We start from the raw sequence: 15,520 nt of genomic DNA, 5'->3' as shown, positions 1-15,520 counted from the left end.
TGAATACTCTGGCTTATGAATTACAATTTAATCCACAAGAATTTGGTAATAAAATTTTAGACATACAACAAAAGATTGCCAAACAAAAGCTGGACTTGGCTATCGATGGCAAAAATGAAAAATTACAAGCCGATCTGAAAAAAAATGAGCATGATTTGGCTGACTATTTGGCTGTTGTAAAATGGTTAGAGTCACCTGAGAGTTGATGATGAGAATTTTAATAAGTAATGATGATGGTGTTTCCGCTCCTGGAATCAGTGTGTTGGCTACTGAGTTAGCGTCAGTCGCTACAGTTGAAGTCGTTGCTCCTGATCGAAACCGAAGTGGAGCCAGCAATTCTTTGACCTTAAGAGACCCATTGAGAATAAAGAAGCTCGAAAATGGATATTATAGTGTTGAAGGAACACCAACTGATTGTGTTCATTTAGCATTAACCGGTTTTTTAGAGCCGGTCATTGATATGGTGGTTTCAGGAATTAATGAAGGGGCAAATCTAGGCGATGATATCCTATACTCCGGGACTGTCGCGGCTGCGATGGAAGGGCGTCATTTAGGGTTACCTGCCATAGCTATTTCGGTGGTTGGTGATACCAACCTGCATTATGATACTGCCGCCGTTATAGCCAGACAGCTCGTGATGAAATTAAGTGTCAATAGTTTGCCATCTCAGACTATTTTAAATGTCAATGTTCCTAATTTGCCTCTGGATCAAATACAAGGAATTCAGGTAACTCGTTTGGGAACAAGGCATAGTGCAGAGCCAACTATTAAAGAATATGACCCACGAGGGAGGCTTATTTTTTGGGTAGGTCCACCCGGATTAGAAGCCGATGCAGGACCTGGAACTGATTTTCATGCTATTAATGCAGGGTATGTATCTGTCACACCGCTTCATCTGGATATGACGAACTATAAATTGTTTGATCAGTTATCTAACCTGCTTGATGATGTTAAGGTACAGGATTGAGGGCTGCTATTGACCTTATAGCTTTGTTTCTATTGGTTTGTTCTAATGAACATGAATTAGAGATTTTATAATGTTAAATTCTTGCAAAAAAATTTTTTGCCTCCTTGCTGTACTCATTCTTGCCGGTTGCGGGGCAAGAAATGAATTGGCTCCTGTCAGTGAACTCAAATGGCAACCTTATTCCAGATATCAGAAAACTCATACTGTTCGCCGAGGCGAAACCCTTTATGCAATAGCGTTTCGATATGATACTGATTACAGACAACTTGCTCAGTTAAACCGTTTAAGACCTCCTTATTCTTTGAGAGTTGGTCAGGTACTTAATGTTCATGGGGTATCGCGAAGACGTTATCCAGTAAGAAAACCATATCAGACTAAATATTCTCGGCCTGTAGTGCGCGTGCAACAGCAACGAGTAGTTCATTCCCCAGTGATTTCTTCGCCAGCTGTTTCACGTTCCGGGTGGTTGTGGCCTGTCAATGGTCAAGTGATTGCTTCATTTGTACCTACCCAAGGAAAAAAAGGCATAAATATTGCATGTACTAAAGGCAGTAGAGTTCGGGCTTCCTCGAGCGGTGTTGTTGCTTATGCTGGAAGTGGATTAGCGGGGTATGGTAATCTGATTATTATAAAACATAATAATGAATACTTAACTGCTTACGGTAACAATTCCAGAAATCTGGTTTCAGAAGGACAAAGAGTCAGTGCAGGGCAGGTGATAGCAGAAGCAGGAATGATCGAACGTAAGTATTGGGGAGTTCATTTTGAGATCAGAAAAGCAGGAATACCAGTCAATCCATTGAATTATCTACAAAAAGGTTGACATATAACTTGTAGTTATAGCAACAATAGACTTGTTTAGAAGTTAGGGTTTTCGAGACAGGGCTAAACATTATAGGTGATACAATGAGCGAGGAAGATGAGCCAATAAAAGAAACGGAAATTAAGGAAGAAGAATGGTCAGAGCCTGATGATGATTCTCTCTTAATGGAAGATGATCTTGAATCGGTTATGGAGCGGTCTGAAGACGATGAACTTGTCGAACTACCTGATTTCAGTGATGATGTTGTTTTTCCTTCTTTTCACCGTGGCAAGAACATTGCCAAGGCGATGGATGCAACGCAGCTGTATTTAAGTGAAATAGGGTTTTCACCATTGCTTAGTGCCGAGGAAGAAATTCACTATGCTACCCTGGCTTTGAAGGGCGATATAGCGGCGCGCAAGAAGATGATTGAATCGAATTTGCGTTTGGTGGTCAAGATTTCACGTCGTTACCTTAACCGTGGTTTGCCGTTATTGGATTTGATTGAAGAAGGTAATCTTGGGTTAATGAAATCGGTCGAGAAATTTGATCCTAATCGTGGGTTCAGATTTTCAACTTACGCTACCTGGTGGATAAGACAAACTATTGAACGGGCTATCATGAACCAAACGAGAACGATTCGTTTGCCCATTCATGTAGTCAAAGAATTAAATGTTTATCTTCGGGCAGCAAGACAGTTAACACAAAAACTTGATCATGAACCTTCTCCGGAAGAAATTGCGGAAATGGTTGATAAGCCATTAGAAGACGTGCAAAAACTTTTAGGCTTAAATGACAAGGTTACTTCTGTTGATACACCAATAGGGTTTGATGAAACTAAATCATTACTAGATACCATTGCAGATGAAAACAGTGTCAACCCGGCTGAGTTGTTAACGAATGAAAATCTTCGTTTACATATTGAGTCGTTGTTGGATAAATTGACTGACAATCAGCAGCAGGTTATTGCACGTAGATTTGGTTTACGAGGATTTGAAAAAGCAACCCTTGAAGATGTAGGCAAAGAAATAGATCTTACTCGAGAACGAGTTCGTCAGATTCAGGTTGAAGCGTTAAAAACCTTACGAACTTTGTTGGAGCGAGTGGGATTAACTCAGGAAGATTTGTTCTAGTATATTCGATGAACGGCTAAATATTATTTAGCCGTTCGTTATTTGATAAGTTCTTCATCAACCTGCAATCGCCTCATCCAGGCTTTTTATAAACAATACTTTGGTTTACTGTGTATTTGTCTTAAACACCGTTTTGAAACCCTGCCAGCATTTGGCATAATCTTTTTGTAACGCTGGATTATGAAATGCCTGTTCGGTGACAAGCCATACATCTTTGGTTTCAAACATGAATGCAAGTGAGTCATAGTATTCTGGTTCTAATGCTTTTGTCGATGCTTGATCATAAGATACATGATCAGGTCCATGTGCAGTCATGCAGTTATGAATACTTATGCCGCCAGGAGCGAATCCTTCTTTTTTCGCATCGTATTCTCCACGAATTAATCCCATTAACTCACTCATATAATTACGATGAAAGTAGGGGGGCCTGAATGTATGTTCTGCTACCATCCAGCGTGGCGGAAATATGACAAAATCTAGATTTGCTACGCCCGGGGTATCACTTTCAGAGGTTAGCACTGTAAAAATAGATGGATCAGGATGATCAAAACTCACTGTATTAATGGTATTAAACAGATCCAGGTTATAGCTGTATGGCGCATAATTGCCATGCCAGGCAACTACATTAAGGGGAGAATGATCGCTTACAGCAAACCACATTTTGTTTTGATGTTTGCAAATCAAGATGCTTTCTTTACTGTCTTGTTCAAAAGCGGCTACCGGATATTGGAAGTGACGGGGGTTCGCCAAACCATTGGCACCTATAGGACCTAGCTGAGGTAAAGTAAAGGGATTTCCTCTATTCTCACAGATATAGCCTTTTGCTTGTTTCGTATTTAATTTAACTTTAAATTTTACTCCGCGAGGAATGACAGCAATCATACCTGGGCTAATTGTTAACAGACCAAATTCCGTATGGAGATGCAGTTCGCCTAGATAGGGGACAAAAAGCATCTCCCCGTCATTATTAGCAAAATATTTATCGTTCATCGATAAATTACAATGATAAATGTAAGTATTTACCATAGGGGAGCCGGCTATGTGGAATATTCCTTCCAGAAAATCACAATCAATTTGTGAGCTGGTATACAAAGGTGACCAACGAAGTGGGTTAAGTGCTTGTTCGTCACAGAATGGGCTTATAATGTTTTTTTCATAAGGATAGTAGACTCCCTGAGCTACTGACGGAAGAATTCTATAAAGCCAGCTGCGTAGGTTATTGTGTCTGGGGCGTGTAAAGGCCGTACCGCTTAATTGTTCTGCATAAAGGCCTAAATTACAGTGTTGAGGCGAGTTTTGATTCGTCGGTAATGCACCTGTCACGGCTTCACTGTGATGATAATTACCAAATCCTTGCATGTACACTGTAGGTCTCCTTTAGCTTTTTTATTCTTCTGGCTAGCATAGACTAAAAAAGTTTAAAATGTCGATAGTGAATGCTGTTTAAAGCGTTCTTTTTAGTGATAGAGCAATGTATAATCAAGGTAATTAAGTATTTGGTTTGAGGTGGAGTGATGGCTGGTCATAGTAAATGGGCTAATATTAAATTCCGAAAAGGAGTTCAAGATGCCAAACGAGGTAAAATTTTTACTAAATTAATTCGAGAAATAACAGTAGCTGCTCGAATGGGTGGTGGTGATGAATCAACCAATCCCCGCTTGCGTGATGCGGTGAAGAAAGCACTAAACGCGAACATGAAACGCGATACCATCGATAACGCGGTGAAACGTGGTGTAGGTGGATTAGATGGTGATGCAATGGTTGCTATGCGCTATGAAGGATACGGCCCAGGTGGGATTGCAGTCTTGGTTGATTGTCTATCTGATAATAAAAACAGAACGGTGTCTGATGTGCGCCATGCGTTTACGAAAAATGGCGGTAATCTTGGTACTGATGGTTCTGTGGCCTACCTGTTTGCTAACCAGGGGGAAATTCTTATGGCGGCCGGACAATCTGAAGATCGCGTTATGGAAATTGCCATCGACGCAGGGGCTTCTGATGTTAGTGTTGATGAAGGTCAAATAGAAGTAATTGCTCCTGTTGAGGCATATCATAGTGTATTAAATGCTTTGCAGGATGCTGATTTGAACATTGAGCAATCTCAATTAACCATGCGCGCGCAAACATTAATTGCTATAGATGATGAAAATGCTGAATCTTTAATCAAGCTAATTGATATGCTTGAAGATTTGGATGATGTGCAAGAAGTTTATAGCAACGCTAAATTCTCTGAACACGTTTTAGAATCAATGAATTAATGACCATTATTTTAGGGATAGACCCTGGTTCACGGATAACAGGTTACGGTTTGATTAAAGAATCAAACCGTAAAATAGAATATATTGATAGTGGATGCATTCGTACTTCTCCTAATGGAGATTTAAGTCAAAAGCTATTGCAGATCTATGACGGAATTTGCCATTTAATGGATCAGTATTCTCCCTCTGAGGTTGCTATTGAACAGGTTTTTATGCATCAGAATCCTAATTCAGCATTAAAACTTGGACAGGCAAGAGGGGTAGCAATGGTCGCTGCAGCTTCTCACCGAGTGACGGTCAGCGAATATTCCGCGCGGCAAGTGAAACAAACAGTAGTAGGTTACGGTGCTGCTGAAAAGGATCAGGTGAACCATATGGTAGTTAGTTTACTGATGCTCAATAGCTCACCGCAAAATGATGCTGCTGATGCTTTGGCTATTGCTATATGTCATAGCCATATGAGAAGTGGTTTAGCTGCTGTTGTTGGCAGCAACGGATACAGTCGAAGGAGACGCGCACGATGATTGGTTGGTTAAATGGGCAAATTGTAGATAAGCATCAGCCAGGAAAATTAGTTCTGGATGTAAATGGTGTCGGTTACGATGTTGAAACCTCTTTAAATACATTCTTCCAACTTGACGGGCATAGTGCTGGTGTAGGCTTGCATATTCATACCATTGTTCGTGAAGATGCATTATTGTTATATGGATTTCTTGAGAAACAGGAACGAGCTTTATTTCGGGCATTAATTAAAGTGAATGGAGTCGGGCCAAAGCTCGCCATGGCTATTCTTTCCAGTATTTCCCCTGATGAATTCATTCAATGCATTCACCAGGAAAATGCAGCATTACTGACCAAATTACCTGGCATTGGTAAAAAAACAGCAGAGCGTCTGGTGGTTGAAATGCGTGACAGCATTAAACAATTTGGCGAAGTGTCTTCTGATCAAATGCCATTACAAAAAGCAAGTTTTAGAAGCCCTGATGAAGCAGTGAGTGCTTTAGAGGCTCTAGGTTATAAACCTCAGGAAGCGTTAAAAGTAGTGAATAGAATTGATGATGGGGTTAAAAGTTGTGAACAGTTAATCCGGGAATCATTACAAATCTTGTCTTCAATCTGATTGATTATGAAGGTGGGCCTCCATTTTTATTGCGCTTTGATTGTTCGAGAATTAGTTTTGCAATGAGTTTAAATGGGGTGAGCTCTTCATCCTCACTATGCACAATATTCTTTAGGTTATTCTTTAGAGTGTTATCAGAAGATATGGATGCTATTAAATTTTGTTCAGCAACTTCTCTATAGATGGGATCTTCCAGACAATTTTCAAGAATTTGTATTAATTCGTAGATAATTGGTTCTTCACTTACTAGCAGTGCTTGATTTAGATGGTAAAAATCAACGCTAATATCTGGTTTCATAATACCTTCTTCAACTTATATCGAAATTATTTTATCCTTGTAATATAGCATTGAAACTAGGGGAAATCGTATCTTTATTATATGGATTTTCTTGATAAAAAGAAAAAAAGCTATCAGTAACTCCTTGTGTCAGTTTCTTGTGTCGGATATCCAGCCTTTTCGTAAATAAACTTAGATTTTCTTTCATTGTGTCTAGTTCTAGCTGGAATTCCGACCAATTATTAGCGGTCATCTTCCAGGCTATGTTTAAAAAATCTTGAATGTGTTGGTTTAATTGTATCTGGAGTTTTTGCTCCTCAGGCATTAATGTATTATTTTCACATTGTATCGAATGATAGTGATTTAACCATATTTCTTTTTGACGATGGGTTAGAGAGCGACTCACCATTGCTATATCGTTTGACCAATAGGATAAAGCAGAATACTCCCAATCGACGATACTCACTTTTGCTTGTTCTATATCAACATAAATAGATGTGGGGAGTAAGTCGGTGTGACTGTAGGTAAAGACAGGATTAGCGTGTTCCAGTACTTTAAGTATTTTATGACATGCCTCAGCAAAGCTTTTCAATAGTATTGTTTTCTCCTCAGAGATATTGGCCATTTTTTTGAATAGCGCGCTTTCTGCATCAGCCAACATCTGTTCCAAGGGATATTTTGTTTTAATACCATCAAGTCTTTGATATTTTTTTATTTGTTGTGCAGTTAAGTAAAGTGCTTTATCAACCAGTTCTGGAGTTTGAAATTGAAGCAGTTGATCTAATCTCATATTTTGATTTGGTTTTAAGCTGATTTGAAACTCTTCACCATGAAACAAAACATTGGTTTCAATTCCATGTTCTTTTAGTATATTTAACACGTGAGCTTCATCTTCTCTCTTATAAGGCGCCCATAATGTGCCATTGACTCGCACCAAATAATCTTTCTCTTTTGTTTTAACAGAGAAAAATGTATTGGTAACTCCTAATTTTTTAGCTTGTGCTAATTCTTGAGTTATCTGCTCTGGAGTAATGTCTATCTTAAGCTTTGTAAACGCCACAACAATTTTATCAACTAATACCGTCTGTTTTATTTCGTTATTCATTGTATTTCTATTTCAATATTTGTTTTTACGAATTTTCCTGGCGTGTTCACTGGCCCACAAAGGCGACTATTTGCATTGATTAGCACCTCATAATTATCTGGTTTTGATAATTTGTTGATCATGGATACCGGAGTCGGTGTCGCATTGATTCGCATGTTGGAAAATGGCTAAAGTCGAGTCAATATAATTACTTGGCTTATTGTATCATTTATGACCTCCATGTGAAATGCATGTTTTTAGTGTTCGTTTAATAATATTCTTCGTGCGTTATTACCTTTTCAAAAATACAACAGACAGGTGCTAGATATTTTCAACTGATTGTTTATTCAGAGGAGGCTAAGTGTGATGTTTGCGAGAAGTATCAATTAGTTTTGGATGTGATTGGTAGATATACTCGTACTATAAGACCTGAGCCTGTTTTTTGTGAGTCGAGAGCGACTCTACCACCGTGCAAATCACAAATTTGTTGTACAATAGCTAATCCTAGACCGCTACCAGGGCTTTTGTTTCCTAGTACGCGGAAAAAGCGTTCAAATACACGTGCTTGTAATTCTGGAGGGATACCTGGACCATTATCAGCAACTTCAAGGACAAGCTCATTGTCTTGTTTTAAAAGGCGAACAATAACACGTCCATTTTCAGTGCAATAACGAATGGCATTATCTACTAGGTTGCGTACTAAAATGCCTAAAGCAGTTGGGTTGCCGCTAATTTTGGGAATATTATCATCATGTTCAAACTCTAATTCTATTTGTTTCTCAACCGCAGATGGTGCAAGCATTGCCAATATTTCTCGAGTGAGTTTACCTAGATTCACTGCATCAGCATCATTGAGACTGGTTGCTTCAGGAACGAGTCGGCTCATCGTTAATAATTGTTGAACTATATGTGTACTGCGATTAACGCTGGCTATTAATTTTTGCAGAGCCTGATTCTTTTCTTCAATGTCATTTGAATTAAGCGCAACCTGAGCTTGGGCTTTAAGTGCGGCAAGAGGGGTGCGCAGCTCGTGTGCTGCATCTGCAGCAAAACGCTTCTCACGTTCAAACCCTTCTTTTAGCCGATAAAATAATTTATTTAACTCATCAATTACAGGTTTGATTTCCTCTGGAACTTCTTGCAAATCGACAGGTTCCAAATGGGTAGGGGCGCGGTTTGCTACTTCCTCAGCTACTTTGTCTAGACTGTCTAATCCGCGTCCAATAATGATCCAGATCAATAGCCCTGATAACGGGAAAGTGAGCAACATGATGTATAAATCATCTTGAGCAATTCTGTGACCCAGTTCATTACGTGTATCATATCGTTCTGCCAATACGGTTCGAATACCTGCTTTATCATTATAAGTAGTAAATACTCGCCAATTCTGATCGGCTATTTTTTTATCGCTAAACCCATCAACCTCAGAAGTTAAGGGAACCTTGGGGGCAGTGGAGGAATGCAATAATAATTTGCCGCCATTAGTCCAAACCTGGAAGTTGAACTTATCAAGATAATTCGCTGGTTGTTCATCATTTAAAAATCTTTTTTGATAATAAGCATCAATTTTTTCGGGGACGGTTTCCAAGGCTTCCTGGATTTTTGTCAAGGGTCTTTGATGAAGATCATCCCCTAATAATGCCTGGTAAGATAGAGCAGATATGGCCATCAGGGTATCCAGGTGATCCTGAATATCCTTTTGATCAAGGTAATAATTACCTATTGCTGTAAGCGTGGTCGTAATCGTTATAGCGAGAAGTAGATTGATTAATAGAAATTTTCGTATAGAAGATTTCACGATAAAAGAGCACCATCATTTTTCTCAGCCATATAGCCGACGCCTCGAATTGTTCTTATAAAATTTGCGTTCAATTTTTTTCGCAAATTATGAATATGAACTTCAAGAGCATTACTGTCTACGTCTTCTTCCCAGCCATAGATACTTTGCATTAATTGCTCACGAGATAAAACCTGACCACTGTTTTCCAGTAATTTTTGTAGAAGAGCAAATTCTCTACGAGGCACATTGACCAGTATGTCATCTACAAGAACTGAATGAGCAGCTGGATCAAGAGTAATATTTCTATACTGCAGAACGGAATCAGCTCTACCCTGAGATCTTCTTACCAATGCCCTGATTCGAGCACTTAATTCATTTAAATCAAAGGGTTTAATCAGATAATCATCAGCACCACTGTCCAAGCCTTTTACTCTATCTTCAACGGACTCACGAGCGGTGAGTATTATTATTGGAGTAGCATTACCATCATTTCGCGTGCTTTGTAACAATGAAAGACCAGAAAGTTTGGGTAAACCCAGATCCAGAATAATTAATTCAAATGATTCGGACTTTAGTGCTGCACGGGCAGCTTCACCATCTTTCAGCCAATCAACAATATATCCAAACTGAGTCAGACCAGTTTTTACAGCATCACCAAGTAGTTCATCATCTTCAACAAGTAATAATCTCATTTCAGCTCCTACTAATATATCATCATTTATAGATAAAGATGCCGCGCAGATTACTGCTTTTCCAAAGCACTTTCATCCATATGTTTGGTTAGATAAAAGGCTTGTATCAGTACAAACAGTAAAGTAAATCCAACGCCACCAAATAATTTAAAGTTAACCCATACATCGGTGTCATAATAGTAAGCAACGTACAGATTTAAAGCGCCCATTAAAATAAAGAATAATGTCCAGGCCATGTTCAGTCTGTGCCATATTTTAGTTGACAGCTTCACATTGGCTTCCATCATTTTTTGAATTATGGGTTTGGAGCCTATAAAACTTGAGCCGAAGAATACTAAGGCTGATAACCAATAAATACCTGTTGGTTTCCATTTGATAAACCATGGATTATGAAAGAAGAGGGTAGCACTACCCAATACCATAATGATCGCCAAGCTAATCACATGCATTTTTTCATAGCGTTGGAATTTTAGACGATACAAAGCAACTTGGCTTAAAGACGCTGCCATTGCAACAGCCGTTGCAATATAGATCCCAAAAAATTTATAGACTATAAAAAAAAGCACTATGGGGAAAAAATCAAACAGTAATTTCATATTATTTAATATATTAATTAGATATTAAGAGTATAACACAAGTTTTAATACACTCCTGCACGCTTCGTATCTGAAAAGGAAAATAAATGAATAAAATAGAACAAAAAAAGGAATATTATCTTTTGAATCAACGAATAAACTCAATATAACGCCATTTCTCAATAACTTGGGTAATTCTTTCTATTTCGAATTACCGCGAGCAAGTCACTGTAATTCGGTACACAAAATTGAACAGACTCTAGCCAATTCTTATTTTTTGCCCTAAACGCAGGATCTTATTTTTGCGTAAGCCTGGGTTTAGTGCCAGGATAGCTTTTACTTTTGTTTGATTGCGTTTTGCTATCACGCTTAAGCTGTCTCCCTTTTTAACAATATAAACAAGTTGTTGGCCTTTCGACTGGCTTGAATTATTTGGTGCTGTCTTTGAGACCGGGAGCTGTTGTTTCACAATCACAGGAGGTTTTTTGGAACTTGGAATCAATATGGCTTGATCCTGCTTCACATTATTGCCAGTGAGTTGATTTAACTGCTTTATTAATTTAACTGTGGTGTTATATCGAGCAGCAATAGAATCCAGGCTATCACCTTTTTGTACTTGATGTTTTGGCCAGCTTACTCGTTTGTCTTCTGGGAAATTGGATAGATTCAGATTAAATCGCTCTACTTTCTCTGCTGGTATTAATAATTTGAACGGTTTATAGGGAGCTGTGGTCCAGCGGTTATATCCTGGATTTAATTTTTTTAACTCTTTATATGTAATGCCTGCAAGCTTGGCTGCATGGTTTAAGTCGATTTGACTGCCAATATTTACTTCTTCGAAATAAGGAAGGTAGGGGATATTGGGTAGACTCACATGGTAACGTCCTGGATTTTTAATTATCTCTGCCAAAGCTAATAAACGAGGGACATATAATTTGGTTTCTCTTGGTACTGGAAGATTCCAAAAAAAGACCGTTTTACCTGGATTAGTAGTTGATTTTATTGCTCGGCCAATGGTTCCTTCTCCTGCATCATAGGCGGCAATTGCTAATATCCAGTTACCATTAAAGAATTTATTCAGGTAAATTAAATAATTTAATGCTGCGTCAGTAGAGGGGCGAATACTGCGTCTGCCATCAAACCACCAATCTTGCTTTAATCCCAACTCACTTCCTGTTCTGGGCATCAATTGCCACAGTCCCGCGGCTCCTGCTCCCGAATAAACAAAAGGATCATACGCACTTTCTACCATTGGTATGAGGGCCAATTCACCAGGTAATTTGCGCTTTTTAATTTCACCGATGATATGGTAAATATAAGGTTCTGATTGGCTACTTACTTTGTTAATGTAGCTAGGATGTGCTACTAACCATCTTATTTGCTCTTGAACTTCCGGACGCGTTACTTCATGACTTATCGTGAATTCTCTACGTAATACGTCCCATACGTCAGGAGCTGAGCCTGCAATTGAAACATTAGAAACGCCCATAAAACTAAAGATACACAATAAAAAACCTTTTATAATGAATGACTTAAATTTCAATGGTATTACCTATGCTTATAACTGGCCAGACAGTTTACTAAAATTTGACGAATGATTAAACCCTTGGTGTTTTTATGTTGCTCATTTGGGTTTTTTATAACTCCAATTGATCTTTATTTGAATGTGTTTTTTTGACTTCTTAGTGTTTTAAATACTTCCAGAGAATCTGACGTTAATGCACCATTTTGAAGGCTATAATTGATTACACTACTCTTATTTGTACGTAAGAAAGGATTGATCGACAATTCTAATTCGAGAGTGGATGGCAAAGAACATCCTAATGTCCGATGCTCAAGTTCTTGGGAATAGTTAATTATAGCCGGATTTTCAGGTTCAACGCGCAGGGCAAATCTTAGGTTTTGCCGTGTGTATTCATGGGCACAAAATATTTTGGTTGATTGTGGGAGATCTTTAAACATGAGTAACGATTGATGTAACTGTTCTATTGTCCCATCAAATACTCGTCCACAGCCGGCGGAAAATAAAGTGTCACCACAAAATAACCATCCCTGTTGAGGTTCATAATAACTGATGTGAGTCGAGGTGTGGCCGGGGTTAAATAAAATACGAAAATGATGTTGTCCTATCTGAATCGACTGGTGCTCATACACTGTTATGCTCATTTTGGGAAATCTTGAGTCATTAGGAGCATAAATTTTAGCTTCTGGAAAAGCTGCGTGTAATTCACTTACTCCACCGATATGATCATCATGATGGTGAGTTAATAACATAGAGCGCAATTTCATTTGGTGTTCTTTGGCAAATTGCAGTACGGGGAAGGCCTCGCCAGGATCAACACAGTCAAACGCCATCGTCTGTTTGTCTGGCAATGCCCAAATATAATTATCGGAAAATGCCGGGATAGGATATACGTCCATTATTATCTCGTCGCATTATGGCTGTTGGTATTCTATTATTTTGATTCAAACTACTGAAATGTCAACAGCTCCTGATGCCATTTCAAAGCGGGCTCATGCTAAAAGTATCATGAGCCAAATTGATGAGGGAACTGTCTTTTTGATAACCGCAAACCTAAATAGCAGTAGTTCCAGTATGGGATTCTATAATGTAGGAAGAAACACCGGGATTAAAATACGTTCGTAGAATATCCAGTGCCTGTTTCATCTCTGTGGCCAGAGTAAAGGGTGGATTTATAATCCATAAACCACAGCCGGTCATTCCATCTTTACGGGCCATGGTCAGATTAAATTCAATATTCAGAGCATTGTTCGCTCCTATATCTTTCATTCCTCTGATAAATTGCTCAGTTAATTTTCTATTAACTACAGGATACCAGATACAATAAACTCCAGTAGAGAATTTGGTAAACGCATGTTTTACCGCTATAGGGATTTCTTTATATTCTTCTTTACGTTCAAAGGACGGATCAATAAAAATCAATCCTCTTTTTTCTGGGGGAGGTAACAAGCCTTTCATGCTGGCTATTCCGTCAGTGTTGCTCGTATGTACTTTTTTATTAAAATGCGCCATTTCATTTAAGACATCAAATTCAGCAGGATGCAATTCACATAAATACAATCGATCTTGCATGCGCAATGCATTGATTGCTATAAAAGGTGAGCCAGGATAGTTTCTTAATCCTTCTTCATGATTTAACTCTTTAATGGCTGAAAAATAATCTTTAAATATTAGTGGGAGTTGTTTTCTATCAGGCCAGATAAGTTTAATGCCTTGTTTGTATTCCCCTGTTTTTTCAGCTTGTTTGTCTCTTAAATCATACTTACCTTTTCCTGAATGCGTCTCAAGGTAAAATAAAGGCTTATCCTTTTTTTTCAAATAGGATAAGAGTTGAGTCAAGGTAATGTGTTTCACTACGTCGGCAAAATTACCCGCATGGTATCCGTGTTGATAGCTAAGCATAAAAAAGTACTTATGAAGAAAATTTCATGGAGTATAACAGAATCCATAACTTTGACGTAACTTCTCAATAATTGATGGCTGTGTTTACAGGATAAGTGACGATGCGCCAGAATAGGAAATATTTATCAGGTTATCGAGATGTTACCAAATATGTGCACTATACTTTTGTTAAGGCCTGAAAAAGGAGGGTGAAATGGCATTGCATGAAGAGTTTGATGAGCAATCGTTTTCTGATTATAACTATGATGATGAAATGGATGATATGACTCATAAAAAGAGAGTCAAACGCATGTTGGAAGATCGGCTGGAAAAAAAACGCCTGAGAGATGAATTTAAAGATGATTTTGATGAATTAAGCGGTGATTTTGATTGGGATGAGCTGGACAAGTAAGCCTCATCCCCTTAGTTTTGTCGCTGCCATCATCGTATTTTCAAGCAATGAAACGATAGTCATTGGACCAACTCCACCAGGTGCTGGAGTTATCCAGGCAACTTTATCCACTGCTTTTTTGAAATCCACATCTCCGCGAATGCTACCATCATTCAATCGATGCACTCCTACGTCAATGACGACCTGATTTTCGTTAAGCCAATCGGCATTGATTACGTCGATTTTTCCGGTAGCGACAATGACATAATCTGCAACTTCAACCATTTGTTGTAATTTTTGAGTGAATTTATGGCAAATGGTAACGGTTGCTCCAGCAAGCAATAACTCCAGGCTCATTGGTCGGCCAACAATATTTGAAGCACCTATAACGACAGCGTGTTTTCGTTTTACATCTAATTGATAATGGTGCAAAAGATTCATTATACCTAGTGGTGTGCAAGGTCTGAGAAGGGGATTGCGTTGTGCCAGCCTGCCAAGATTGTATGGATGAAAGCCATCTACATCCTTTTCTGGTTTGATGTGTTCTATAATAGCGGCTTCATTTATGTGTTTGGGCAATGGTAATTGAATCAATATCCCATCAATTAGCTTAGATTGATTTAATTCTGTAATTAACTGGAGTAACTCCTGTTGAGTTGTTTCTTCAGGTAAATCATAGGAATGGGAGGTTATTCCTACTTCGTCGCAAGCCTTTCTTTTATTATTAACATAAATTGAAGAGGCTGGATCATTGCCAATGAGAACCACCGCAAGTCCAGGCGCACGTTGACCTTGCTGGACATGCAGTTGTACACGTTGTTTTAATTCATTCCGACGAAGAGATGATAAGACTCGTCCATCTAGTAAGGATGCAGGCATATTTTTCCTATAGAACTTTAAGGCGCAATTATGGATTAGGGAATTTGCTAATGCAACATGTTCATGACGGAGATATAGTATTATATTCAACAGGTTTTGATACGATATAGCCAACGGATAATAAATTGATTATAATCATTTATTTATGACGTATTCATT

General features: G+C 38.6%; 17 protein-coding genes and 1 pseudogene. 8 read left to right on the top strand and 10 right to left on the bottom strand.

Going from position 1 to position 15,520, the window contains the following annotated elements; genetic code table 11:
• The 4 genes and pseudogenes from Q0495_RS07880 to rpoS form a co-directional block, all read left to right on the top strand.
• Window positions 1-206: pseudogene (locus Q0495_RS07880) on the top strand (hypothetical protein); the annotation flags it as partial.
• 2 nt (window positions 207-208) lie between these two features.
• The gene (gene surE / locus Q0495_RS07875; protein ID WP_298624774.1) at window positions 209-967 is read left to right on the top strand and encodes a 5'/3'-nucleotidase SurE; all 759 of its coding nucleotides are present in this window, start codon (window positions 209-211) and stop codon (window positions 965-967) included.
• 70 nt (window positions 968-1,037) lie between these two features.
• Window positions 1,038-1,790: a peptidoglycan DD-metalloendopeptidase family protein gene (locus Q0495_RS07870; protein ID WP_298624770.1), complete on the top strand. Its 753-nt coding sequence runs from the start codon at window positions 1,038-1,040 to the stop codon at window positions 1,788-1,790.
• Between the two features lie 83 nt (window positions 1,791-1,873).
• Window positions 1,874-2,902 carry an RNA polymerase sigma factor RpoS gene (gene rpoS / locus Q0495_RS07865; RefSeq protein ID WP_298624768.1) on the top strand — a complete coding sequence of 343 codons (1,029 nt, stop codon included), beginning with the start codon at window positions 1,874-1,876 and terminating at the stop codon, window positions 2,900-2,902.
• 105 nt (window positions 2,903-3,007) lie between these two features.
• On the opposite strand, the gene hmgA is transcribed toward rpoS, so the two are convergent.
• A complete protein-coding gene (gene hmgA / locus Q0495_RS07860) occupies window positions 3,008-4,267 on the bottom strand; it encodes a homogentisate 1,2-dioxygenase (protein WP_298624766.1) in 1,260 nt (419 codons plus the stop codon).
• A 149-nt stretch (window positions 4,268-4,416) separates the two neighbouring features.
• Between hmgA and Q0495_RS07855 the strand changes: the two genes are divergently transcribed.
• From Q0495_RS07855 to ruvA, 3 genes are read left to right on the top strand one after another with little or no spacing between them, the layout of a single operon-like run.
• Entirely contained in the window at window positions 4,417-5,160 is a 744-nt protein-coding gene (locus tag Q0495_RS07855) for a YebC/PmpR family DNA-binding transcriptional regulator (RefSeq protein WP_298624764.1), read from the top strand.
• Entirely contained in the window at window positions 5,160-5,684 is a 525-nt protein-coding gene (gene ruvC / locus Q0495_RS07850) for a crossover junction endodeoxyribonuclease RuvC (protein ID WP_298624762.1), read from the top strand. Before Q0495_RS07855 ends, ruvC begins: the two co-directional genes overlap by 1 nt.
• Window positions 5,681-6,280 (top strand): Holliday junction branch migration protein RuvA, encoded by a 600-nt coding sequence (gene ruvA / locus Q0495_RS07845; protein ID WP_298624760.1) that lies wholly within the window; start codon window positions 5,681-5,683, stop codon window positions 6,278-6,280. Before ruvC ends, ruvA begins: the two co-directional genes overlap by 4 nt.
• 4 nt (window positions 6,281-6,284) lie before the next feature.
• Here ruvA and Q0495_RS07840 read toward each other — a convergent pair whose 3' ends face one another.
• The 8 genes from Q0495_RS07840 to Q0495_RS07805 form a co-directional block, all read right to left on the bottom strand.
• Window positions 6,285-6,578 (bottom strand): hypothetical protein, encoded by a 294-nt coding sequence (locus Q0495_RS07840; RefSeq protein ID WP_298624758.1) that lies wholly within the window; start codon window positions 6,576-6,578, stop codon window positions 6,285-6,287.
• A gap of 31 nt (window positions 6,579-6,609) precedes the next feature.
• On the bottom strand, window positions 6,610-7,662 hold the full coding sequence (locus Q0495_RS07835) for a phosphotransferase (protein WP_298624756.1): 1,053 nt from the start codon (window positions 7,660-7,662) through the stop codon (window positions 6,610-6,612).
• A gap of 361 nt (window positions 7,663-8,023) precedes the next feature.
• The gene (locus tag Q0495_RS07830) at window positions 8,024-9,439 is read right to left on the bottom strand and encodes an ATP-binding protein (RefSeq protein WP_298624755.1); all 1,416 of its coding nucleotides are present in this window, start codon (window positions 9,437-9,439) and stop codon (window positions 8,024-8,026) included.
• Complete coding sequence (locus Q0495_RS07825; RefSeq protein WP_298624753.1) at window positions 9,436-10,113, bottom strand: response regulator; 678 nt, start codon at window positions 10,111-10,113, stop codon at window positions 9,436-9,438. The genes Q0495_RS07830 and Q0495_RS07825 overlap by 4 nt, the downstream gene beginning before the upstream one ends.
• A gap of 50 nt (window positions 10,114-10,163) precedes the next feature.
• Window positions 10,164-10,709 (bottom strand): septation protein A, encoded by a 546-nt coding sequence (locus Q0495_RS07820; protein WP_298624751.1) that lies wholly within the window; start codon window positions 10,707-10,709, stop codon window positions 10,164-10,166.
• Between the two features lie 238 nt (window positions 10,710-10,947).
• Window positions 10,948-12,177: a LysM peptidoglycan-binding domain-containing protein gene (locus Q0495_RS07815; protein ID WP_298624772.1), complete on the bottom strand. Its 1,230-nt coding sequence runs from the start codon at window positions 12,175-12,177 to the stop codon at window positions 10,948-10,950.
• A 167-nt stretch (window positions 12,178-12,344) separates the two neighbouring features.
• Window positions 12,345-13,109 (bottom strand): hydroxyacylglutathione hydrolase, encoded by a 765-nt coding sequence (gloB, locus tag Q0495_RS07810; protein WP_298624749.1) that lies wholly within the window; start codon window positions 13,107-13,109, stop codon window positions 12,345-12,347.
• Window positions 13,110-13,263: 154 nt separating this feature from the next.
• Window positions 13,264-14,112: a 23S rRNA (adenine(2030)-N(6))-methyltransferase RlmJ gene (locus tag Q0495_RS07805; protein ID WP_298624747.1), complete on the bottom strand. Its 849-nt coding sequence runs from the start codon at window positions 14,110-14,112 to the stop codon at window positions 13,264-13,266.
• A 193-nt stretch (window positions 14,113-14,305) separates the two neighbouring features.
• Between Q0495_RS07805 and Q0495_RS07800 the strand changes: the two genes are divergently transcribed.
• Window positions 14,306-14,503, top strand: a complete 198-nt coding sequence (locus Q0495_RS07800) for a PA3496 family putative envelope integrity protein (RefSeq protein ID WP_298624745.1) — start codon at window positions 14,306-14,308, stop codon at window positions 14,501-14,503.
• 3 nt (window positions 14,504-14,506) lie between these two features.
• Here Q0495_RS07800 and folD read toward each other — a convergent pair whose 3' ends face one another.
• Window positions 14,507-15,361, bottom strand: a complete 855-nt coding sequence (folD, locus tag Q0495_RS07795; RefSeq protein WP_298624743.1) for a bifunctional methylenetetrahydrofolate dehydrogenase/methenyltetrahydrofolate cyclohydrolase FolD — start codon at window positions 15,359-15,361, stop codon at window positions 14,507-14,509.
• Window positions 15,362-15,520 lie beyond the last annotated feature (159 nt).

The sequence above is a fragment of the uncultured Legionella sp. genome, assembly GCF_937871865.1.
GTDB lineage: Bacteria > Pseudomonadota > Gammaproteobacteria > Legionellales > Legionellaceae > Legionella.
Note: the sequence above shows the minus strand (reverse complement) of the source record. Positions and strands in the feature narration are given on the sequence as shown.